Source organism: Bacillus cereus group sp. N14, assembly GCF_016483555.1.
GTDB classification, from domain to species: domain Bacteria; phylum Bacillota; class Bacilli; order Bacillales; family Bacillaceae_G; genus Bacillus_A; species Bacillus_A wiedmannii.
Window position 1 is genome coordinate 334,847 of record NZ_JAEHBQ010000001.1, and the last position, 23,269, is coordinate 358,115.

The window sequence follows — 23,269 nt, forward strand, 5'->3', positions numbered from 1 at the left end:
CATGTATTGTAAGGGATATAGCCCTTTTTTCCTATACTATAATATACTATTTATTTCACTTCTTTTCATATGTGATGTCAAATCTCTTTTCATCTCCCTATAAAATTTTTTATAGGGAGATGAAAAGAAAAATGGGACGTAATGTCCCATTTTTCATCCTTTCGTACCCCCAGCAGTTAAACCAGAGATAAAGTATTTTTGTAGTGATAGGAATAAAATTGAAATTGGGATTGCAATCAATACTGAACCCGCTGCGAACGTTGTGAATTCATTACCAAATTTCTTCGCTACCATTTCATATAACCCAACTGCTAACGTATAATTTTCTGGTGTGCGCAAAATAACACTCGCTAAAATGAAATCTGTAAATGGACCGATGAAAGTGAATAACGCCACAACTGCTACGATTGGCTTTGCAAGTGGCATAATGATTTGCCAAAAAATACGGAAATGTCCTGCCCCATCCATACGAGCTGACTCATCCAATTCTTTCGGAATCGTATCAAAATATCCTTTCATAAGCCATGTATTCATTGGAATTGCCCCACCTACATAAATTAAAATTAATGCAAGGTGCGTATCGATTAACCCTGTTAACTGTGCCAATACGTATAGAGCGATTAACGCCGCAAAGTTCGGAATCATTTGCAGAATTAAAAACGTTAATAAACCATTTTTTCTTCCAACAAAACGGTATCTTGAAAATGCATAAGCAGTAAAACTAATTGCTAACACTGAGAAAATCATCGTTATAACACTTACTTTTAATGTGTTTTTATACCATAGTAAATAATTACTATTCTCTAAATCTAATAACTTACGATAATGATCTAACGTTGCATTTTGCGGAATAATACTTGATCCAGATAAACTATCACCCGGATTAAACGATGAGCCAATAATCCATAATAATGGATAGAAAATGATGGCACACATTACGAAAATAACGAGATAACTTAATGAGAGACGTAACATCTTTTGTCTTTTAATATTCATTTACATCATATCCTCTTCTTGGAATGATTTTGTTCTCTTAAATTGCCATAACGCAACTGTAATAACGATTAACGATAAGATCATTGTAAGAGCTGCCGCTTTCCCGTACTGCGCCGAAGTCATCGTTAACTTATAAATCCATGAAATTAAAATATCTGTTCCACCTGCGTCTTGTCCAGCTACAGCAGGACCTCCGCCGTTAAATAGATAGATGATACTAAAGTTATTAAAGTTAAACGTATATTGCGTAATTAATATTGGTGCTGTTGCATATAGAACAAGTGGCAATGTAATTTTACGAAACTGCTGCCAAGCTGTAGCTCCATCTACTGTAGCAGCTTCATATAACTCCCCTGGAATCGATTGCAGTATGCCTGTTGTCATTGCAAAGACGAACGGGAATCCAAGCCATGTTTGAATCATAATTAAAGCGATTTTTGCCCAAAATGGATCTGTCATCCAAGCAATCTTTTCGATTCCAAATAAAGCTAATACTTGATTGTTAATTGCTCCAAATGTCTCATTAAACATACCAGAGAAAACAAGAATAGATACGAATGCTGGAACCGCCCACGGTAAAATGAAGATTGTTCGAATAATTGCCTTCCCTTTAATACCAGGCTGATTCACGATAATCGCTAAGAAAATACCAAGCGCAACTTGTAACGTCGTTGCAACGAATGTCCAAATGACAGTCCAAGAAAATACGCTTAAAAATGTCTCTCTCCACATCGGTAATGTAAAGATATCAATAAAGTTTTTGAAGCCCACCCAATCTACTAATTTAGCTGGAGGAGAGTGGTATAAATCATAATTCGTAAATCCAATTAAAATTACGAAGATGATTGGAAATACAACTACAAAGATAAGTAATAGAAAACCTGGTGAAACCATTAAATATGGAAAACCTTGATCTAGTAAATTACGGTATTGCTCTTTTACAGAGTTTAAAGGTGTTCCTATATCACGTTTCTTCCCGTTTTGGTATGCATCATATAAATTAAATGCATATATTCCGAGTCCAAAAACGATGACGATGAGTGCCAAGATTCCTTCTACTAATAGAAAGACAGAATGATCACGTGGAACTTCTGTACCTAGCGTTACAATTCCCCATAATCCCATATTTAATAAATCAGCAAAGGCTACAATAAATGAACCTGTTAATACTAGAAAAATAAGACCTTTTACAAATTGCTTATTATACATTTGGCCCACGCCTGGAATGATAGATAACATGGTTGCCATTTTCCTATGCTTTGAACCGTTTAAACCGTTTGCTGGTTCCATAGATGTTTGCATGTTCCTTCCCCCTTTTTTCTGGGAGAGAATTCATGCCCCTCATATGAGAGGCACGAATTTCACCTTATTTTTTCTTACTATGATTTGCCTCAATATTACCTTTAATTTGCTTCACTGCATTGTCAAGTGCTGCTTTTGGTGCCTCTTTTTCCGTAACAACTAATTGAAGCGCATCTCCAGCTGGTTTCCATACTTCTTGCATTTCTGGAATGTTCGGCATTGGAATTCCATTTTCAGATTGTGTTGCAACTGCTTTTGCAGCTTCATTATCTTTAATGATTGGATCTTCCATTACTGCTTTTACTGGAGGAATTTCTTTTGTTTTCTCAAATCGAATTTTTGCGTTCTCTTCATTTGTTACCCATTCAGTGAACTTTGTAGCTAAATCATTTTGTTTAGAGAAACTTGTTACATGCCACCCTTTAACCCCAACAAATGTTTTCATTGGTTGACCGTTTGGTAATTTCGGCATTGGAGCAACGCCATAATCAATTCCGTTCTTTTCCATTGCTTGGAACGCCCATGGACCATTCATGATAGATGCTGCTTTTCCTTCGTTAAATAGTCCATCAGCAGCAGGTCCACCAGATTCACCGATAATACCTTTCGGGAATAACTTTTCTTTGTACCATTTTTGAAGATATTCAGCACCTTGTACTGCCCCACTATTATTTAATCCAACATCACTTGCATTTGGCTTTCCATCTTTTTCACCAAACACATAACCACCCATACCTGCCATGAATGCATTAGCAAAGTAGAAGTTATCTCCTAGTGTTAAAAATCCATACTTGCCATCCTTCGTAAATTCTTTTGAGAAGTTAAACAGCTCGTCCATCGTTTCTGGTGCTTTTGGCATTAATTTTTTATTGTAAATAAAGACTGGTGTCTCAATTGCTTTTGGTAAACCATATAATTTTCCGTTATATGTCTGTGCTTCTATTGATGATTCAGTAAATCTACTCTTCACAGCATCATCAGCTTTCACTTCAGAAAGTAAACCTTCTGTTACTGCGTTTCCAATTTGATCATGTGGCAATGTTACAACATCTGGTCCCGTCCCCGCTGGTCCATCAAGGCGTAACTTCTTCACTTGATCTGTCATTTGCATTTCAACGACTTTTACTTTTACTTTATATTTTTCCTCAAAACTTTTCACTGCTGGTTCTAAACCAACACCTTTTTTATCATCTTCCCAAACGAGAAGATCGTAATCTTTCTTCGCTTTACTTTCTTCTTTCTTCCCTGAATCTTTCGGTCCACATGCAGATAACATACCAATTGATAATGCTGAAACCGTTAATAATGATAATGCTTTCTTCATCCCAAAAACCTCCCTAAATTGTATATGTACCTTACTAATTGAAAACGTTTGCATTAAATGGTTTAATAGAAGCACAAACAATATCTCAATCTATGAAAACGTTTGCGCTATTTGTCTATCATTATACATTCTTTTATTCATTTTGCAAATATTAATTTTAAAATATTATTACTACACTCTTTATACATTGACTTTATATGAAATGAATACTACTCTTATAAGCAATATTAAAGCTATGCAAAAAGCAATCGTTTGCAACATATACTTTATTATTATACGTAAGGGAACAATATGCATGGAGATATTAAAGGGGGATTTTCTATATGCTTAAAGAAGCTATTTATCATAGGCCAAAAGATAATTACGCATACGCTTACGATGAAAAAACGATTCACATCCGAATACGTACGAAAAGAGAAGATGTTCAAAGCGCCACTCTTATTTACGGTGATCCTTATGAATGGAAAGAAGGGAAATGGATTACATCAAGTATACCGATGAAAAAAACTGGTTCTACTGCATTGTTTGATTATTGGTCCATTTCCATCGAGCCAAAATTTAAGCGCTTACGTTATGGATTCGAATTAAAAAATGATACAGAAACGCTTATTTATGCAGAGCGAGGATTTTTTTCCAGTATTCCAAATGATGACGTTGGTAACTTTTTCTGTTTGCCATTTATTCATGCAAATGATGTGTTTCAAGCACCTTCTTGGATTAAAGACACTGTTTGGTATCAAATTTTCCCAGAACGGTTCGCTAACGGAGATCGTGCACTAAATCCAGAAAACACTCTTCCTTGGGGAAGCGCTGAGCCAACTCCAACTAATTTTTTCGGCGGAGATTTTGCTGGTATTATTCAAAACCTCGATTACCTTGTTAAGCTTGGAATTTCGGGAATATACTTCACACCTATTTTCAAAGCACATTCAAACCATAAATATGACACAATTGACTACATGGAAATCGATCCGCAATTCGGGACGAAAGAAACGTTCAAAGAACTCGTTCAAGCATGTCATACACACGGTATAAAAGTAATGCTCGATGCCGTGTTTAATCATAGTGGATACTTTTTCGATAAATTCCAAGACGTACTAGAAAACGGTGAGAAGTCTGCTTATAAAGAGTGGTTCCATATTCATGAATTTCCAATTGTAACGGATCCACTCCCGAATTATGATACTTTCGCGTTTACACCGTATATGCCTAAATTAAATACAGCACACCCAGATGTAAAAGAATACTTACTTGAAGTAGGGCGTTATTGGGTAAGAGAATTCAATATAGACGGTTGGCGCCTTGATGTAGCAAATGAAGTAGACCACAGCTTTTGGAGAGAATTCCGAAGCGAGATAAAGGCATTAAATCCTGAAGTATATATTTTAGGAGAAATTTGGCACGATGCACTTCCATGGCTACAAGGAGATCAATTTGATGCTGTAATGAGCTACCCTGTTACAAACGCTCTACTGTCTTACTTTGCTAATGATTCCATTAAAGCAAATGAATTTATGAAACAAATTACAGAATCTCTACATTCCTACTCTATGAATGTAAATGAAGCAGCGTTTCATTTGTTAGACAGTCATGATACACCAAGAATATTGACAACATGTAATGGAGATAAAAATAAGTTACAGTTACTTTATGTATTCCATCTTTCCTTCATCGGCTCTCCTTGTGTTTATTATGGAGACGAAATTGGTATGGACGGCGGTATGGACCCAGATTGTCGCAAATGTATGGTTTGGGATACGAAAGAACAAGATCATCTATTATTTACACATATACAAACATTAATTTCATTACGAAAGCAATATAAAGCATTCGGAGGACATGGTACTTTCCAATTCATCGAAGCAAATGATGAACATAATTATATTTCTTATACGAAAACATATGAAGATGAAACTATCTTTTTCGTTTTAAATCCGAATAATAGTGATGTTACAGCTTCACTCCCTCTCCATGTTACTGGAAAGAAAATCATTAACATTTATACAAATGAAGAATTTTCAGCGGAAGCAAGTGTATTACAAGTTACACTTCCTCCATATGGATTCTCAATCTTAAAATGGTAATAAAAAATCCTTATGCCAAGGTGTGGCATAAGGATTTTTCTTATTTTAATTTAAATACCATCGCTTCATATGGACGTAATACAATGTTATCTATCGATCCACTCTCTACGTCGTAATTGTGTATTAATAACTCTGATTCACTATAACTAATGTCCTTAGGCAATTCAAATACACATTCTTCCGCCGTAAAGTTTGCAATAACAAGAAGTTTTTCTTCTTCATATGTTCTTACGTATGCAAAAATAGAAGGATTATTATCTAATATTAAATCATATGATCCGTACACAACTATTTCATTATTTTTGCGTAGGTCAATTAATTTTTTATAGTAATAAAAAATTGAATCTTTATTTTGGATCGCTTGTTTCACATTGATTTCTTTGTAATTAGGGTTTACCGTAATCCAAGGCTCACCTGTTGTGAATCCAGCATGATCTTTATCATCCCACTGCATCGGTGTTCTAGCATTATCTCGGCCTTTTATATAAATAGACTGCATTACTTTATCTATATCTTCACCGTGCTCTATCACTTTTTCCTTATACATATTTAACGTTTCAATATCTCGATATTCATCAATCGATTCAAATCGAACGTTCGTCATTCCGATTTCTTCTCCTTGATAAATATACGGTGTTCCTTTCATCATATGAAGCACCGTCGCTAACATTTTCGCAGATTCAATGCGATACATTCCATCATTACCAAAACGAGATACAACGCGTGGCTGATCATGGTTATTCCAATACAGACTATTCCACCCTGTATGCTCTAATGCTTTTTGCCACTTCGTTAAATTCTCTTTTAAAGTAAGAAGTGAGCATGGTTTTACATCCCATTTTCCGCCTTCTCCCGAATCTAAATCCATATGTTCAAATTGGAATACCATCTGCAGTTCTTTTCGTTCTTCCCCAGTATACATTTTCGCTTCTTCTGTCGTTACACCAGGCATTTCACCAACCGTCATAATATCATAATGAGACAATACTTCTTCATTCATTTCATGTAAATATTTATGAATGTTTGGACCGTTCATAAAATGCTTATGACCTGAAACATACCCCTCTTCTTCGGTTTCAACAGCTGGTAACCCCTCATCTTTAGAAATAAAATTAATAACATCCATACGGAAGCCATCAATTCCTTTTTCTAACCAAAACTTCATCATTTCATAAACATCTTGTCTTACCTTTTCATTATCCCAATTTAAATCCGGCTGTTTTTTAGAAAACAGATGTAAATAATATTCATCTGTCATTTCATCATACTTCCATGCAGATCCACTAAAAGCTGCTCCCCAGTTGTTCGGCTCTTTCCCTTCTTTTCCAGGACGCCATATATAGTAATCTCTATATTTATTATCTTTTGATTTACGTGATTCAATAAACCAATTATGTTCATCAGAAGTATGGTTAACAACTAAGTCCATCATAAGTTTCATATTACGTTCATGCATTTCATGTAATAGCTCATCCCAATCTTCCATTGTTCCGAACTCATTCATAATTTTACAATAATCACTTATATCATAACCATTATCATCATTTGGAGATTCATAGACCGGTGATAACCAAATGACATCAATCCCTAATTCTTTTAAGTAATCTAGCTTTGAAATAATCCCACGAAGATCCCCAATACCATCACCGTTACTATCCATAAAGCTACGAGGATAAATTTGATATACTACACTTTCTTTCCACCACTGTTTTTCCATTATGCTACCCCATTTCATTAATAATTCGATTTTCTCTTTTTTAAGGCGCAAACGTTTTCATTAATGAATGATAACAGATTCTATCTTAATTTAAAATAGCGCTTACAACTTTTATTCTTATTTTTCTAAGAAAACATACGCAAATTACTAATATTCCTCTAATAAATGAAAACGTTTTATTTTTTTGTTTATTTTTTGAATCTATTAGTTTATAATGAACTCAAAGAAAACGTTTGCATAATTTTTTCTAGGGGGCAATACCATGGCAGAATTGAAATTAGAAAACATTTATAAAATATATGATAATAATGTAACAGCTGTAACAGATTTTAATTTACACATTCAAGATAAAGAGTTTATCGTATTTGTCGGTCCTTCTGGATGCGGAAAATCTACAACATTACGAATGGTGGCTGGACTTGAAGATATTTCAAAAGGAGAGTTTTCAATTGATGGTAAGCTAATGAATGATGTCCCTCCAAAAGATCGCGATATCGCAATGGTCTTCCAAAACTATGCTTTATATCCACATATGAGTGTGTATGATAATATGGCATTTGGATTAAAACTTAGAAAAATACCAAAAGATGAAATCGATCGTCGTGTGAAAGATGCAGCAAAAATTTTAGGACTGGAACAATATTTAGATAGAAAACCGAAAGCGTTATCTGGTGGACAACGTCAACGTGTTGCGTTAGGGAGAGCAATTGTTCGAGACGCGAAAGTGTTCTTAATGGATGAACCTTTATCCAACTTAGACGCTAAATTACGTGTTGCAATGCGCTCAGAAATTTCTAAATTACATCACCGTCTTGGAACGACAACAATTTACGTAACACATGATCAAACAGAAGCAATGACAATGGCTTCACGTCTCGTTGTTATGAAAGACGGAAAGATTCAACAAATCGGAACTCCAAAAGAAGTATATGAAACACCTGAAAATATTTTCGTTGGTGGATTTATTGGCTCTCCAGCAATGAATTTCTTCCGTGGTAAATTGACTGAAACCGATTTCGTTATAGATAATTCATTAAAAGTCAAAGTAACTGAAGGAAAAATGAAGATGTTACGTGAACAAGGCTATGTAAATAAGGAAATTGTTTTAGGTATTCGTCCTGAAGACATTCATGATGAACTATTATTTTTAGAAGCTTCACAATCTACTGCCTTCACAACAAAAATCGAAGTTGCTGAGTTACTAGGTGCTGAATCTATTTTATATATGAAACTTGGAGATCAAGATTTTGCAGCACGTGTTGATGCAAGACATACATTTTCACCTGGAGATCAAATTAAACTAGCATTTGATATGAATAAAGCACATTTCTTTGATAGTCAAACTGAACAACGTATTCGTTAAAAAATAATTTTCCTCTGTATAACATACAAAAAAACCGTCCACATACTTTGAGGGCGGTTTTCATTATTATACGAGGGCTTCTACTGTATGAAATGATTGTCCTTTCGTGCCAATAATACCGAAAATCGGTAAGTCACTCAGCACCACTTCTTCTTGCTGTTTCATAAAAGATGACGTTAATTGTTTTATCTCTATCCAAACGTCATTAATACAAAGTACATTGGAATCGTTCTCTTGTTGGCGAGAAAAAATAGAATCTATTTTATATAAACCAGCATTTTGAAAAAGCATATCAATGCGACTAAATGCATTCAAAGTAATACTGATAACGCGTTGCCAATCTCCTTGCTTTCCCATATCATAGGATACAAAAAGTGCTTCTCCGCCTAGATTCGTAATTTCCTCCACTGTTGCTTGTCCACTTTCTTGATCAATGTCCGTCACAATTACTTTTGCGCCTTGTTTAGCCAACAAAAGAGCTGTATTACGTCCAATACCGATGCCACCGCCAGTTACGATAGCAACTTTTCCTGCAAGCTTCATTTTCATTACCCCTTCTATAAGTCTTACCGTCATTCAGTATACTCCTTTATGAGATTAGTCTGCAAGCAAGAAAAGTTGCTTATTAATTTGTAAGCGATTACTTTTTTGCTCCTTCTTTTTTCTTACTATTACGCTGATCGAAAACTAAACCGATGAAAATTAAAATCCCCCAAAAGATTACGCTACCCCCAGTCATTTCAATTTCCCCCTTATTATATAAAGATATTATTTTAATCATTATAACATTTTCTTAATTTTCAATCTATTAAAATCAAAAATGATATGGATTAACTTTTTCTTATTATATATCCTTTAAAATATATTTATATAATTAAAAAAGACCTTCTTATTTTATGTATAAAAAGGTCTCTGTTTTATTATACAAGACTTATCACTTTTGTTTTTGTAATTAAATCTTGAAAACCACAATTATCTTTGCGGAATAACATCATATATACGTTACATAATATCGGAATTCCAAGTAGCAATATGTTCGGTAATAACAATACAAAAAACCTTATAATTAATGTTTGTAATGTTAACTTTTCACTCTTCAATGAAATTAATTTTATTCTCGTTACCTTTTTACCAACTGTAACACCGTTCCAAATAAAGGGTACCAAAATAAAATATATCGCCATTAATATAAAAACTACTGCGAGATCATATCTATAATCACCAAAACTAATATTAAAGCGATTAAAAATAGCACTATAATTTCCGGTCGTAATAGCTACTACTGCACCATACATAACCGAGATTAAAAACATGTCAATTAGGGAAGCACCTATGCGATTCATTACAAGCGCTGGACGATGCATCTTTAACTTCATTTTATGTCGACTCCTTCATATCCTTCTTTACCCGTCTCATCGTACCACTTCTAAAAAACATTGTAAACTAGCGTTTCTCTTACTTTTCTTGTACAATGTGTTACAACAGCATTGTAAAGGAGGTTCCCATATTGAAAAAATGGATAATCCTATTCGTCGCATTCCTATTAGCCGGTTGTGCTGGAAATACAAATCATATAACTTATACGATTAACGATGAATACGAACTCATACGTACTTCTGGAAATGCATTTGAACTTTTCCCATCGCAAGATGCTGTATATGCCACACAATACATTCCTGCAAAAATTACAGACATAGCTTGGGATGATAAATACATTATTGCAAAACAAATTGAGGAAAAGTCAGATCCGAATAACCCTGACGGAGCAATTGCAAATAAAAAAAGTGAGCATTATTGGATTATTGACGTAAAGCATAATAAACGTTTTGGCCCTTATAATGAAAAGCAATTTAATGAACAAAAAGATGCATTTAAAATTAAGGTACCTTTTCAAAATGTAGATTCATACATAAAAGAAAAGAAAAAACAGTCAGCATAATATTTTTAACGCTGACTGTTTTTTCTTTTCTGTTTTTAAAAATCCCCTACTCAGAAAGTGAGATATTAAAAGTTTCTGCCTCTTTTACAACATCTTGCGTTTCTGTATCTGCTGCGACTACATTATCTGTTGTAAACTTAATATCCTTTACCTTTTCTTTTCCATCATCAAGTATTAAGCCGATAATACCATCTCTTGTTTCACCAGGCTTATAGTCTTCCCTTGATACATTTTTTGTACCAACGAGCGTATCTTCATCATATAAAAAGTTTTGAGTTGCTACTTTAAAATGTTGCTTATCATTAATCGTAACATCATTCATAGAGAAAAATTGCATATTTTTATTCCCGCTATTTTCCACCTTATATGTAATTTCAACGTAACGAATCGTATCACTAATCTCTGTACCACTTATCGATGCATATAACTCCGCATCTTCTTGACTTACTTTATCTCCTAATCTACGCTTTACTTCTTCAGGAGTTAATGCCGTAAATACTTTTAATGCATTTTTTGCATCTTTACTCATCTGCGATAAAGAGATTACTTTTACATCTTGTATGTGAAATTTCATTGGTGCTACTTCAAATGTTTGATTTACAGATTGAATCTGTTCTAACTTAAAAGTACCCCACCCTGTTTCTTTCACTTTTTGTCCTACTTTTTTCAGCTCACGCCCACCATATTCTTTTGTTTCAGGAATAGATTCTTTCTTCTTCGGTTCAACTTTCTTTTCTTCTTGATGGAAGCAACCACTTAACATAAGAAGAAAACTACATAAAACAAAAATATTTTTCCATGCTTTCATCATATAATTTCTCCTAACACTATCATTCATTAATCTAAATTAGTCCTTTGCTTTGTAGACTATAGAAACAATGAGAAGTCCACAAAACGAACTTGTCAGTCCAGATACTATTATACCCCCTATTTGAAAAATATGAAAATAGGGATCTACGAATGCGTAAACGATAAATACTAGAGCTGCGAAAATGATTGCCGAAACCCAATACTTCCTTTTTTCTGAAGCTATCATAATATCTTTCCCTGTTTCATCTTTATACTTCCATAGTACGTATAATAGTAATAAGAAACCAACACATGTACTCCCGTGTTGCATATATTTATACACCGGGATACTATGTAATCCTCTTTGTAACAATGGTATCTTCGTAACAAAATAGCCTGTATTATGAGTAAATGCATCCCAAACGACATGCGTGAGCATACCAAATAAAGCAGAATAGCAAAATACAAAGAAATCCTTCCATGTATGAAGCCCCCACCTCTCATCTACTGCATATGCAAAATAGCCAGCAAACGGTTTAGGTAAATGTGTTATAAACGGCTTTTTTAAAATGTAATGATACATATATGCGAACAGAAATACAAGTGGTAAATTCAAATATAAGAATCCAAGCCATGTATGCCCAATAACACCATACGGTCTAAAGTGTAAAAAATATTCAAAATCAGGCGCCATACTGCCTAATATAAGAGCCGTTACTGAAATATATTGAGAACGCTTTTTCACAAAAGGAAGAATTGCTGCTGGATGCGCAAATGTAAACGGCATGTTTTAACTCCTTTTCATATCTTCAATAGAATACCATCTATCATAACGAGAGAATTGATCTTGATGCAATATTTATTTTCACATTGGAATATGATAGTTTACATGTTATAATCCACATAAAATATTCAGAAAATAAGGAGAGGTTCACGTGTCATTAACACTTGCCTTTTTTCTCATTCTGCTTATCTTCTTTGTACTTACATACATCGGCTTTTTTCTGTGGAAGCACTTAAAAATTATAAAATATATGCCTGCTCTCGTTGGTTTTATAAGCGTTCTTTTTATTTTCATATGGAAGAGAATGACTTTAGGCTGGGAAGGTCTTGGCTTTGGCGCACTTCAATATACAATACTATTTGCAAGCTGTCTTACCCTTGTATTTGCTGCTTTTTTAGAATCAAAATCCGTTATGAATTGAGGTTTATATATTGATTGACGTACCCTTTTTAAAAAATGTCACATTAAAAAAAGAAAATATCCCTAGTTTTTCCGCATATCCTTACTGTCTACCCGCTATCCGAACTTTACAATCACTTGCCTTCCATCCAAATGTAACATTCATTATTGGAGAAAACGGAACGGGAAAATCAACATTACTCGAAGCAATCGCAATCGCTTTAGGATTTAATGCAGAAGGTGGAACGAAGAATTTCCACTTTAGCACAAACGATTCACATTCATCTTTATATGAATACCTTCGAATTTCTAAAAGTTTCAATACACCAAACGACGGTTTCTTTCTTCGTGCTGAATCATTTTATAACGTTGCTTCTTATATTGATGAGATGGATGCTGATCTAGAAGCACGCGGGAATCCAGTTATTGACTCATATGGTGGTATCTCACTACACAAACAATCACACGGCGAATCATTCTTTTCCTTATTTATGAACCGTTTTTCAGGACAAGGTTTATACATTTTAGATGAGCCTGAGGCCGCTCTATCACCAATGAGGCAACTTTCCATGCTTATTCGAATGCACGAACTAGCGGAACAAGGTTCACAATTTGTTATCGCGACGCACTCTCCTATTTTAATGGCTTATCCTGAATCCACTATATATTCTTTAACACAAGAAGGGATTCATGAATCCACATTAGAAGAAACAGAGCATTACCAAACGACAAAACTTTTCTTTGAAAATCGTGATCGATTATTTCATCATTTATTTGATTCTTAATAAAAAAGAAGCAGCGATTGCTGCTTCTTTTTTATAGTGCTTCTATAAATAATGCTACCCCAATACCGCCACCGACGCATAGAGAGGCAATTCCTTTTTCTAAACCGCGTCTCTTCAATTCATGAATTAAACTTACAGTAATACGAGCTCCTGTACAACCGATTGGATGTCCAAGTCCTACACCGCTACCGTTTACATTCACTTTTTCACGGTCTAAACCTAATTCTTTCTCTACAGCTAGGTATTGAGCCGCGAAAGCTTCATTAATTTCCAGTAAATCAGCATCTTCTAATGACCAATCTACTTTTTCTAACCCTTTACGAATTGCTGGTGCTGGTCCAATACCCATAATTTTCGGATCTACTCCAGCTACTGAATATCCAACAATTCTAGCTAACGGTTGTAAGCCTTTTTCTTTCGCTTTTTCTTCGCTCATTAATACTAGAACCGCACTTCCATCATTAAGGCCAGATGCATTCCCTGCCGTTACAGATCCATCTTTACGGAAAGCTGGTTTTAATCCTGCTAATTTTTCCGCTGTAATATCTGCACGTGGATGTTCATCCTTCGAAAATACTATTTCTTTTCTACGTTCTTTTATCGTAATAGGAACAATTTGCTCGTCAAAATATCCAGACTCGATTGCTTGCAGTGCCAATGTATGACTACGAAGCGCAACTTCATCTTGTTCCTCTCTTGTAATTTCATATTGGTCAACTAAATTTTCAGCCGTTTCACCCATCATAATATGGTGAATCGGATCTTCTAGTACTTCCCACACCGTATCACGAATTTCTCCGTGCTGTAGACGTTGTCCCCAGCGGTGCTGTTTTAATGCATAAGGGCTTGAGCTCATTGCTTCTACTCCACCTGCAATTACAACATCACTTACACCTAATTGAATTTGCATTGCAGCTGACATAATTGCTTGCATACCTGAAGAACATTGACGTTGGATTGTATAACCCGTAACTGTGTCAGGAAATCCTGCCGCTAATGCAGCTGTTCTTGCAGTATTTGCTTCATCAGTTCTTTGAATACAATGACCTAAAATTACTTCATCAACTTCGTGTGGTTCTACCCCGCCTCGTTTTACAGCTTCCTGAAGTACAGGAACCGCTAATTCTACTGGCGTTACATTTTTTAGCGCTCCTCCAAAAGTTCCAATTGGCGAACGAACTGCAGCTGTAATAACAACATTATGCATTTTGCACTTGCCCCTCTCTTATGTACCCTAGTCAGTTTTTAGGTGAAATTCCATAAGATGTATGTCTACATCTATCATACTATAAACATACTAAAAAATCAAAATATTTAATATAATAAAAATAGAAGGAATTAACCTTCTATTCTGTTAATGCATATAGAAATTTTTGTAAAATTTTCTCTGTCGTTTCATTCAATTTTGGTAACTTATCTACCGGAAAATATTGAAGCTTCAATCCCTCATGATCAAGCCTTAATTCTCCACTCACATGATGCCCCTGATACAGATGAATAACATTAAAAATTTCATCCCCATTAGGATAACGGAAATATACTTCCTTTCCTGATAAGACACCTAGAAATTGCATGATTTTTGCAGTTAATCCCGTCTCCTCGAATAATTCTCGGCGAGCAGTTTCTTCCGTCGTTTCTCCTAGTTCCATCGCGCCGCCAGGTACACCCCAATCATATGTATCTGACCGATATTGAAGCAATACTTCTTGATTATCATTTAGTATAATTATTGCTGATCCAACAAGAATAAGTGGTCTTGTCCCAACGACTTTGCGTAACTCTTCAATATACCCCAATATGTAAACTCTCCTTTCCTCACCCTTCCTTATCATAACAAAATTTTTCTCCTTTTGTTGATGTAATTTCAAAGAAAAAAAAGGAAGCTTTCGCTTCCTTTTTTCCAATTTTATTTCTTAAAACTTTCATATTTTACAGCTTCAAAAGCTTCTTCAATTTCATCATTACGATAATGAACGTATGTAAAACGCCCTAATTCTACTAATCTTGCTATTTCTTGTAACGCTTTATGTTGCTCATATGTTTCCTCCAGCTTAATATGTACATAAAACTTCATTAATGGATGTTCATATAAAGGTTCTCCCACCTCTACATATACATCTTCAACCCCTTGTACAACTCTTACATAACTCGCAAATTGATAAAGTGCTTCTCTGTCTGAAACGATTTTTAATGTATACATATATTCTCCCCCTTTTCTTTACTATATCAAAAAGATGACCACACCATGTTATAGAACTATGAAATTTTTTCGACTTGTAATAAACAAGGCTTTTATCCATACATAGGGTCTTTTCCCAACATATATTATAGAAAGAATTTTTTCAGTTGAGGTGTTCCTTATGGATCCATACGTCAATATATGTATTTGCATTACTCCAGGCGCCGATATTTCTGATGACCGTATCGCAAAAGATTTAGCAGTTGCAGAATCAATTTGGCACCCCATTACATTTCAAATTAAAGACGTAATTATTTTAAATGAACTTTTTCGTTTTTCTGATCGTGAAATTAGTTATAAAAATTCTATTCAAAGTCAGGAAAAATTAGCATCCTTTTTCCAAACATGTGTAAATGAAGCTCCTGAATGTGACCTTTACATTTGTTATATTGGCAGTGATTATTTCAAAGAAACAGCCGTAATTGCCTGCGCGTACTCTTTAGCCAAACAACAGCAACTTACTGGTTATATCGTTTTAACAAATTCGGCTGCTCCCATGAAAAATATATATACGCTCGCTCACGAAGTCGGTCATATTTTATTTACAAGACGTGTTCACGGAAAACTTACTCACGCAGATCCTCATTCCCTAACTGGCTCGGAGCACCATCCTTCTCCAACAAATCTTATGTACCCTATCGTACCTCGTCCTGAAAACGTCCATATTCATTCCTTATTAACGAACGAACAAAAAGAGCTCTCTTTACAAAGTTCTTTATTACAAAGAAAAAAACAGTAACTGTCATGTTACTGTTTAAAACAATTTATTCCAATTAATAAACGATATACCGGCTGCAAAGGATACACTATACACCTAAAACGAATCCCTCTAAAAATCAAAATATAGTATTTCTTTGGAAATAATTTTTTGTATATCCAGAGCAGCCGCTTTTTTTGAAATACTAGTTTACACTTTTTCTCTCTTCAATTTTTAAAGACCATCTCATTAACCCATATATACTTCCATACATAAGTAATATCTTTGCAATTCCCCAAAATACATTTTTTTCTTCTAATCCTTTAAATATAAACATAATCCCTAAAGGAACAATTAGCACCAAAACACCCATCCAACCAAGGACATACACTTCTCCAACGAAAAGTAATAAAAAGATACTTGCTGCTAATATATATGTTTGCATTGTCGATAATTGCAAAATAGGTGTACCGTACCATTTATCAACAAACATCAATAATACTAATAATAAAATGGGAACCATTACTATTATGTAAATAATCCCGAACTCTACAAATTTATTTTTAAAAGAAGACATTCTAAACGCAACAATGGTTCCAATAATCGTAATGATTAAGACGATAGGATAGCCAATTAACTGTATATTCGTTAGTGTAAATTGCTGATTCGGATTATTAAATAAAATATGAGTTAATATCCAATACCCGCCAATACCAATTATCATCGCAAGAATACTCTTTATACTCCCACCTTTATCCTTCTCCATCTCTTTCGCCAATTCTTCCGCATACTCTTTTGGTGAATCACCGAATATATCCGTTACCGTCTTTCCCTCTTTCTCGCCTTCTATTAAATGAAGTTCTGCATCTTCTAGAAAAGCGTCCACATCTTCTTCTTTCATTCCTTTTGTTATTAAATACACTTTCGTATCGATTAAAAACTTTTCTCCTTCTTTAGAAATCTGCATGATAACCCCTCCCTTATTTAACCGTTTCTCTTCTATTCGTCTTCATCATAATTTCAAGGAAAATTAAAATAAACAAACTTCCGTATAAACATATAATTTGAAATAACATTGGCACGAGATCTTCTGATGTAAATGTTTTAAACAGTAACATAATCGAAAGTGGAATAATTAAATATAAGTTTTTAAACCATCCTTCAAAATACATATTTATCCCTATTGTGATAATAAAAATACCTCCAACTAATATATAACTTTGCATTTCGGTGAATGTGAGCATTTTTGTAGGATATATCACATCTAATATCGTAACAACTCCTATTAAAAACATTGGCGCGATCATAACTAAAACCCACATAGAAAACCACGTTTTTGTAAAACTTGTTACGAAGGTCATTTTACGAAGTAGAAAATTAGGACCTATAGCAACTAAAATCAATGACAAACTATACCCAACGCACTGAATAAGTGAGATCTGTAATAATCCGTTATTCACTATTAGGATAGAAGCAATAATCCAAAACGATACGATATTCATTACTGTAAAACCAATTTGTCTCCACGTTTCCTGTCTATCCTTTTCCATTACTTTTACAAGTTCATTTGCATATTCTTTCGGTGAGCTTCCGAAAATATCTTCTACACTTTTCCCATCACTCTCACCCTCAATTAAATGGAGTTCCGCATCTTCTATAAAATTTTCAATATCGCTTTCTTTCACACTCTTTGCCGCTAAAAATAATCTCATTTCTAATAAAAAATTTCGTGCTTCACTTGATAACATTATTTTTTTCTCCCCTTCCCCTCAAGTAGACGCTCTACACTACTTTGCATCGCTTCCCAGCGATCCATAAATTCATTAAGTGCTTCCTCGCCTTTTTCTGTTAATGTATAATATTTTCGCTTTGGGCCAGATGGAGATTCCTTCATTACACTTGTTATTAATCCTTCCTTTTGCATTCGTATTAATAACGGATAAATACTTCCCTCACTCGCCATTGTAAAGCCATACTTCGCTAGCTTTTCACTCATTTCATAACCGTATATTTCACCTTCAGAAATAATAGCAAGTAAGCATCCTTCTAAAATCCCTTTCAGCATTTGACTTGTCGACATAACTCAAATCCTCCCACTATCTTGCTTTACAAAATAGTATAGCAGGAACTATTTTGCAAAACAAGATAGCTAACAATATTTTTCCAAATCTTTGCAGGATTTTTATTATCAACTCTCTAAATAGAGCAATATGAGAACTTTATTACGAAGGGATGTTTTTCACCATGGTTACAAATCGAGTTGTCTTTTTAACAGGTGCTGCAAGCGGTATTGGTTATGAAATGGGAAACGCTTTTGCAAAAGAAGGTGCAAAAGTTGTGATTACCGATCGTCTTGAAGAACGTGCAAAAGAAGCTGCTGAACAATTACAAAAAGAAGGCTATCAAGCTATCGGTTTAAAATGTGATGTTACATCTGAAGAAGAAATTACCGCTGCAATTTCTCAAACAGTTAATCATTTCGGTTCATTACATATATTAATTAACAACGCAGGAATGCAGCACGTTTCACCAATTGAAGATTTTCCAACCGAAAAGTTCGAACTACTTATTAAAATTATGCAAATCGCTCCTTTTATCGCAATTAAGCATGCCTTCCCGATCATGAAAAAACAAAAGTATGGCCGAATTATTAATGTCGCTTCCATTAATGGCCTCGTTGGATTTGCTGGGAAATCTGCCTATAATAGCGCCAAACATGGCGTAATTGGATTAACAAAAGTTGCCGCTTTAGAAGGCGCTACTCACGGAATTACCGTTAATGCACTTTGTCCTGGTTATGTCGATACCCCTCTTGTACGTAATCAACTACAAGATTTAGCTACTACACGAAATGTTCCACTTGAAAATGTTTTAGAGGATGTCATTTATCCACTTGTACCACAAAAGCGCCTATTACAAGTACAAGAAATCTCTGATTATGCTATGTTTTTAGCGAGTGAAAAAGCAAGAGGTATAACTGGTCAAGCAGTTGTTATCGATGGTGGCTATACTGCTCAATAAAAATAAAGTTTGCTCACGAAGAGCAAACTTTATTTTACTTTCTATCGCGAGGACCTTCCTACTTTAGTAATTGTTTAGGAAGTTTCTCGATTGCAACAATTACCCCATCTAATTTACTTTCAATACGATGGAGTAAATATAATGTTACAACAATCGGAAACCCTACATTACCTATCATCCTGATCCACTCTTCCATCTTTTCCGCCTCCTTCCATTATATAAATAAGAGAAAAGAAAACATTTAGGCATAAAGTGAAACTTTAATCAGTGGGGGTTTTCTTCATCCCCCACTGATTATTAGTTGAACCAATCGGGCTTTTACGGGCAGTTGACCCCCACCTAACTTCTTTGCTTCCGCTGAATTTTGAGGTGGGGGTCTTACTGCCCGTTAATGCGGGATTAAAAAAACAAGCTATTATGTATTAGCTTGTCTTTCAAATAACGATGCAATTTCCCGTTTATAATCTCTGTGTATGATGCCTTTTTCAGTAATAATACCTGTAATTAATTCATTCGGTGTTACGTCAAATGCAGGATTATAAACATCAGTACCAATTGGCGCCACTTGTTTTCCAAAAATTTTCGTAACTTCGGTTTCATCTCTTTCTTCAATAACAATTTCTGTACCTGTTTGTTTCGTAATATCAAACGTAGATAACGGAGCTGCAACGTAAAATGGAATATCGAAATACTTTGCTAATATAGCTAAATTCATTGTTCCGATTTTATTTGCTGTATCTCCATTTGCAACAATCCGGTCCGCTCCTACAATAATCGCGTTTATTTCTTTCGTTTGAATAGCATGCGCTGCCGTATTATCTGTAATAAGTGTTACATCAATATTTGCCTGTTTTAATTCCCAGGTCGTTAAACGCCCTCCTTGTAAAACCGGTCTCGTTTCACACGCATACGCATGTAAACGTACACCTTTTTCTTTCCCAATATAAAACGGTGCTAATGCAGTACCATATCTAGCAGTTGCAATACTTCCAGCGTTACAAATTGTTAAAATGTTATCACCGTCTTTAAAGCATGTTAATGCATGTTCTCCAATACTCCGGCATACCGCTTCATCTTCTTGCTGAATGAGAAGCGCTTCTTCTTCTAATTTTTTTTGTGCTTCTTTTATTGTAGTAATTTCTCGAATGGATTCTCTCATACGATCGATTGCCCAAAATAAATTGACTGCTGTCGGGCGTGACGTTCCTAAATAATTACAATCTCTATTAAACTTCTTTTGAAATTCTTCCTTATGTACAGTATTATATTTTTTTGATGCAAGCGCCAAGCCAAATGCAGCTACAATTCCAATTGCAGGTGCTCCTCGTACTTCTAGCATGACAATACTTTTCCATACCTCTTCAATCGTCGTTAATGTTTTGTATTCTGTACTATGCGGCAACTTTGTTTGATTTAATACTGCAATGGCATCACCTTTCCAACTGACAGATCTCGGAACAGTAACAATTGTACTCATGCTTTTATCCCTCCAAAAACTGTCTGTTGAAATAATGTTCGGAACAGTTGAATATCAGCACTCTTAGATTCATATTTTATTAGTTCTTTACCTAAGGATAACGCTTGTTTCTTAGCTTGAATTCTCGTTTCTTTATTTGCTATTCCATCTAAATCAGCTACATGCGCTAAGCCAATTGTTCTACGGATAAGCTCACATCCGGCAAATCCAACGGCATCCGTAAAAATATTTTGCAAAATAATTGGCAACCATTGTTTCTCTTTCGTATATGCTTCTACACCTTCTCCAATCCATAACTTCGTAAAAGCTTCTACAAAATAACTCCATGTTTTCTCAATATGGAAAAATAGCACACTTCTTTTTTCCTCTTCACGGGATAGTGCATTTAATAATAAATTTGCAATAAATTGGCCAAGATCAAATCCAAATGGACCATATGTTGCAAATTCGGGATCGATTACTTTCGTTTCAGCAGGTGATGAAAAAATACTACCAGTATGTAAATCACCATGAATAAGCGCTTCTTTTCTTGTTAAGAACTTATATTTATACTGTGCTACTTTTAATTTTAAATTTTTGTCACTCCACAGTTCATCCACCGCTAGTTGTAACTCTGGTTCATAATCATTCGTATCATAATGACTAAACGGATCTGTAAACACTAAATCTTCTGTAATTTTGCAAAGGTCTGGGTTTACAAATGCACCTTCTAGTACCCTTTTCTCTTCTGACTCTAACCCGAAATCTGAAGTATAAAACAAAACATGTGCTAGAAAACGACCAATATGTTGGGATAAAAGCGGGTACTCCTCTCCATCTATTAATCCTTTTCTTGTAATTGTTAGCCTTGATAAGTCTTCTATGACCGTTACTGCTAACTCTTCATCATGACTGTACACTACCGGCACATATTCCGGCACATACTTCGCAAAAATTTGTAATGCTTTACTTTCAATCGTCGCTCTTTTTATAGACAGTGGCCAGCTCTCACCAACTACTTTCGCATATGGCAGTGCTTGTTTGATTATAATAGACTTCTCTCCATCATCTAATTTGAACACGTAATTTAAATTTCCATCTCCAATTTCATGACAAACTACATTTGCTTTCTTTTCAAAATAACCATGTTCTTTCGCATATTGTATAGCTGTCGTTTCAGTTAATGAATAATATCCCATCGTCTTCTCCCCCTTTTTTAATTCAGAGGTTTTTCTGACGTAGAAAAACCTCTTTCCACAAAGAAAGAGGTTTGAAGTTTATCTTCTCCCCTCTTATCTGCCAGAAAGGTTTACTTTCTGCTGGAATTAGCACCGTGCCTTTTGGCGTAAATAAACGCCCCATTTCACAATGGTATTACGGTCGGTTGCTGGGCTTCATCGGGCCAAATCCCTCCACCTGCTCTTGATAAGAGTTGTATAATTTTTCGAATTTTTAACTTTATGTTGAAGACTATACCAAGAATAAAAATCACTTGTCAACATTTTATTTGTATAATTCTGGACGACGATCTGCAAAAACTGGAATTCCTTTGCGTACTTCTTTAATTTTCTCAAAATGAAGCTCTCCAAATAAAATTGATTCTTCTTCATTCGCTTCTACAACAACTTCGCCCCAAGGATCGACAATTAAAGAATGACCGGCAAACTCATTATTCGGATCCTTTCCTGCCCTATTACATGCAACAACATAACACTGATTTTCAACTGCTCTTGCTTGCAGTAACAAACGCCAATGCGCTAAACGAACCAATGGCCATTCTGCTACAACAAATAAAACTTTTGCACCTTTAGCAGTATGAATGCGCATCCACTCTGGAAAACGAATATCATAACAAATTGTGCCGGCGCACTCTACATCATCTAGCCTAAATTCACCTGTACTATTTCCAGCGATTAAATATTTATGTTCATCCATAAGCTGAAATAAGTGCACTTTACTATATTCATTGACTAGTTCTCCTTCCTTGTTTACCACATACATTGTATTTGTAACACCTTGCTCTGTTTGCTTCGCTATAGAACCACCGACAATATGTACACCATATTGCTTCGACCATTCTTTCAGCTTTTCTTTCGTTTGCAATCCATCCCTATCTGCAATTTCAGTAAGCCTCGTTAAATCATATCCCGTTGTCCATAGTTCTGGTAAGACAATCACATCTGGTCTTTCCTTCATCGCTTCGCTTATTTTATTTTTAGCATTCTCAATATTTTTTTCTACATCTCCAAAGACAATATCCATTTGAATACATGCGACTTTCATTTTGTCAGCCCCATTCTTAATTTTTTCTTTACAAAATACTGGAAAGATTATATCATTTGTCACTAGAATTGTAACAACTTTCAAAAGAGGT

26 protein-coding genes, 1 pseudogene and 1 riboswitch are annotated in these 23,269 nt (G+C 34.9%); of the genes and pseudogenes, 7 read left to right on the plus strand and 20 right to left on the minus strand.

From position 1 onward, the window contains the following. Positions 1-153 precede the first annotated feature (153 nt). From malD to JDS82_RS01670, 3 genes are all read right to left on the minus strand, one after another. Positions 154-996, minus strand: coding sequence for a maltosaccharide ABC transporter permease MalD (malD, locus tag JDS82_RS01660; RefSeq protein WP_001022607.1), 843 nt, complete (start codon positions 994-996; stop codon positions 154-156). After that, entirely contained in the window at positions 997-2,298 is a 1,302-nt protein-coding gene (malC, locus tag JDS82_RS01665; RefSeq protein ID WP_001194989.1) for a maltosaccharide ABC transporter permease MalC, read from the minus strand. A 64-nt stretch (positions 2,299-2,362) separates the two neighbouring features. Then, positions 2,363-3,622 (minus strand): extracellular solute-binding protein, encoded by a 1,260-nt coding sequence (locus JDS82_RS01670; protein WP_000709925.1) that lies wholly within the window; start codon positions 3,620-3,622, stop codon positions 2,363-2,365. Between the two features lie 323 nt (positions 3,623-3,945). Here JDS82_RS01670 and JDS82_RS01675 point away from each other — a divergent pair, with 323 nt between their 5' ends. After that, entirely contained in the window at positions 3,946-5,706 is a 1,761-nt protein-coding gene (locus tag JDS82_RS01675) for an alpha-glycosidase (protein WP_048565664.1), read from the plus strand. Positions 5,707-5,746: 40 nt separating this feature from the next. On the opposite strand, the gene malL is transcribed toward JDS82_RS01675, so the two are convergent. Continuing rightward, the gene (gene malL, locus JDS82_RS01680; RefSeq protein ID WP_000415185.1) at positions 5,747-7,423 is read right to left on the minus strand and encodes an oligo-1,6-glucosidase; all 1,677 of its coding nucleotides are present in this window, start codon (positions 7,421-7,423) and stop codon (positions 5,747-5,749) included. Positions 7,424-7,685: 262 nt separating this feature from the next. Between malL and JDS82_RS01685 the strand changes: the two genes are divergently transcribed. Beyond that, complete coding sequence (locus JDS82_RS01685) at positions 7,686-8,786, plus strand: ABC transporter ATP-binding protein (RefSeq protein ID WP_000818929.1); 1,101 nt, start codon at positions 7,686-7,688, stop codon at positions 8,784-8,786. A 66-nt stretch (positions 8,787-8,852) separates the two neighbouring features. On the opposite strand, the gene JDS82_RS01690 is transcribed toward JDS82_RS01685, so the two are convergent. The 3 genes from JDS82_RS01690 to JDS82_RS01700 all read right to left on the minus strand — a co-directional run bounded on the left by JDS82_RS01690 (position 8,853) and on the right by JDS82_RS01700 (position 10,162). Further along, entirely contained in the window at positions 8,853-9,362 is a 510-nt protein-coding gene (locus tag JDS82_RS01690) for an SDR family NAD(P)-dependent oxidoreductase (protein WP_000218424.1), read from the minus strand. 64 nt (positions 9,363-9,426) lie between these two features. Then, a complete protein-coding gene (locus JDS82_RS01695; RefSeq protein WP_000145654.1) occupies positions 9,427-9,525 on the minus strand; it encodes a hypothetical protein in 99 nt (32 codons plus the stop codon). Positions 9,526-9,706: 181 nt separating this feature from the next. After that, positions 9,707-10,162, minus strand: a complete 456-nt coding sequence (locus JDS82_RS01700; RefSeq protein WP_000769084.1) for an RDD family protein — start codon at positions 10,160-10,162, stop codon at positions 9,707-9,709. A 131-nt stretch (positions 10,163-10,293) separates the two neighbouring features. Here JDS82_RS01700 and JDS82_RS01705 point away from each other — a divergent pair, with 131 nt between their 5' ends. After that, complete coding sequence (locus JDS82_RS01705) at positions 10,294-10,725, plus strand: DUF3997 domain-containing protein (RefSeq protein WP_000758773.1); 432 nt, start codon at positions 10,294-10,296, stop codon at positions 10,723-10,725. Between the two features lie 46 nt (positions 10,726-10,771). Here the strand turns inward: JDS82_RS01705 and JDS82_RS01710 are convergent, their stop codons facing one another. Then, on the minus strand, positions 10,772-11,536 hold the full coding sequence (locus JDS82_RS01710; protein ID WP_000973879.1) for a CREC-EF hand family protein: 765 nt from the start codon (positions 11,534-11,536) through the stop codon (positions 10,772-10,774). Between the two features lie 36 nt (positions 11,537-11,572). Then, entirely contained in the window at positions 11,573-12,301 is a 729-nt protein-coding gene (locus tag JDS82_RS01715) for a DUF4184 family protein (protein ID WP_048565665.1), read from the minus strand. Positions 12,302-12,449: 148 nt separating this feature from the next. Between JDS82_RS01715 and JDS82_RS01720 the strand changes: the two genes are divergently transcribed. Further along, positions 12,450-12,719, plus strand: coding sequence for a hypothetical protein (locus JDS82_RS01720; RefSeq protein ID WP_000059857.1), 270 nt, complete (start codon positions 12,450-12,452; stop codon positions 12,717-12,719). 10 nt (positions 12,720-12,729) lie between these two features. Then, the gene (locus JDS82_RS01725) at positions 12,730-13,482 is read left to right on the plus strand and encodes an AAA family ATPase (RefSeq protein ID WP_199712521.1); all 753 of its coding nucleotides are present in this window, start codon (positions 12,730-12,732) and stop codon (positions 13,480-13,482) included. 31 nt (positions 13,483-13,513) lie between these two features. Here JDS82_RS01725 and JDS82_RS01730 read toward each other — a convergent pair whose 3' ends face one another. The 3 genes from JDS82_RS01730 to JDS82_RS01740 all read right to left on the minus strand — a co-directional run bounded on the left by JDS82_RS01730 (position 13,514) and on the right by JDS82_RS01740 (position 15,682). After that, entirely contained in the window at positions 13,514-14,689 is a 1,176-nt protein-coding gene (locus JDS82_RS01730) for an acetyl-CoA C-acetyltransferase (protein WP_000552069.1), read from the minus strand. 139 nt (positions 14,690-14,828) lie between these two features. Continuing rightward, entirely contained in the window at positions 14,829-15,278 is a 450-nt protein-coding gene (locus JDS82_RS01735; RefSeq protein ID WP_000540530.1) for an NUDIX hydrolase, read from the minus strand. A gap of 110 nt (positions 15,279-15,388) precedes the next feature. Next, the gene (locus tag JDS82_RS01740) at positions 15,389-15,682 is read right to left on the minus strand and encodes a DUF3928 family protein (protein WP_000288327.1); all 294 of its coding nucleotides are present in this window, start codon (positions 15,680-15,682) and stop codon (positions 15,389-15,391) included. Positions 15,683-15,842: 160 nt separating this feature from the next. Here JDS82_RS01740 and JDS82_RS01745 point away from each other — a divergent pair, with 160 nt between their 5' ends. Beyond that, positions 15,843-16,460, plus strand: coding sequence for a hypothetical protein (locus JDS82_RS01745; protein WP_000371600.1), 618 nt, complete (start codon positions 15,843-15,845; stop codon positions 16,458-16,460). 15 nt (positions 16,461-16,475) lie between these two features. Here the strand turns inward: JDS82_RS01745 and JDS82_RS30150 are convergent. The 4 genes and pseudogenes from JDS82_RS30150 to JDS82_RS01760 form a co-directional block, all read right to left on the minus strand. Continuing rightward, positions 16,476-16,612: pseudogene (locus JDS82_RS30150) on the minus strand (DNA-binding protein); the annotation flags it as partial. An 11-nt stretch (positions 16,613-16,623) separates the two neighbouring features. Next, on the minus strand, positions 16,624-17,385 hold the full coding sequence (locus tag JDS82_RS01750) for a DUF1129 domain-containing protein (protein ID WP_001167276.1): 762 nt from the start codon (positions 17,383-17,385) through the stop codon (positions 16,624-16,626). Positions 17,386-17,398: 13 nt separating this feature from the next. Continuing rightward, positions 17,399-18,166, minus strand: coding sequence for a DUF1129 domain-containing protein (locus JDS82_RS01755; RefSeq protein WP_199712522.1), 768 nt, complete (start codon positions 18,164-18,166; stop codon positions 17,399-17,401). Then, a complete protein-coding gene (locus JDS82_RS01760; RefSeq protein ID WP_000107987.1) occupies positions 18,166-18,498 on the minus strand; it encodes a PadR family transcriptional regulator in 333 nt (110 codons plus the stop codon). The genes JDS82_RS01755 and JDS82_RS01760 overlap by 1 nt, the downstream gene beginning before the upstream one ends. A gap of 164 nt (positions 18,499-18,662) precedes the next feature. Between JDS82_RS01760 and JDS82_RS01765 the strand changes: the two genes are divergently transcribed. Beyond that, on the plus strand, positions 18,663-19,439 hold the full coding sequence (locus JDS82_RS01765; RefSeq protein ID WP_000258442.1) for a 3-hydroxybutyrate dehydrogenase: 777 nt from the start codon (positions 18,663-18,665) through the stop codon (positions 19,437-19,439). 58 nt (positions 19,440-19,497) lie between these two features. Here JDS82_RS01765 and JDS82_RS01770 read toward each other — a convergent pair whose 3' ends face one another. The 4 genes from JDS82_RS01770 to JDS82_RS01785 all read right to left on the minus strand — a co-directional run bounded on the left by JDS82_RS01770 (position 19,498) and on the right by JDS82_RS01785 (position 23,262). Further along, entirely contained in the window at positions 19,498-19,635 is a 138-nt protein-coding gene (locus JDS82_RS01770) for a YvrJ family protein (RefSeq protein WP_000393342.1), read from the minus strand. Between the two features lie 219 nt (positions 19,636-19,854). Next, positions 19,855-20,916: an S-methyl-5-thioribose-1-phosphate isomerase gene (gene mtnA, locus JDS82_RS01775; RefSeq protein WP_000104619.1), complete on the minus strand. Its 1,062-nt coding sequence runs from the start codon at positions 20,914-20,916 to the stop codon at positions 19,855-19,857. Further along, positions 20,913-22,094 carry an S-methyl-5-thioribose kinase gene (mtnK, locus tag JDS82_RS01780; protein ID WP_048565667.1) on the minus strand — a complete coding sequence of 394 codons (1,182 nt, stop codon included), beginning with the start codon at positions 22,092-22,094 and terminating at the stop codon, positions 20,913-20,915. Before mtnK ends, mtnA begins: the two co-directional genes overlap by 4 nt. Positions 22,095-22,184: 90 nt before the next feature. Further along, positions 22,185-22,327: riboswitch (SAM riboswitch) on the minus strand. A gap of 71 nt (positions 22,328-22,398) precedes the next feature. Continuing rightward, entirely contained in the window at positions 22,399-23,262 is an 864-nt protein-coding gene (locus JDS82_RS01785) for a carbon-nitrogen family hydrolase (RefSeq protein ID WP_199712649.1), read from the minus strand. Between the last annotated feature and the right edge of the window lie 7 nt (positions 23,263-23,269).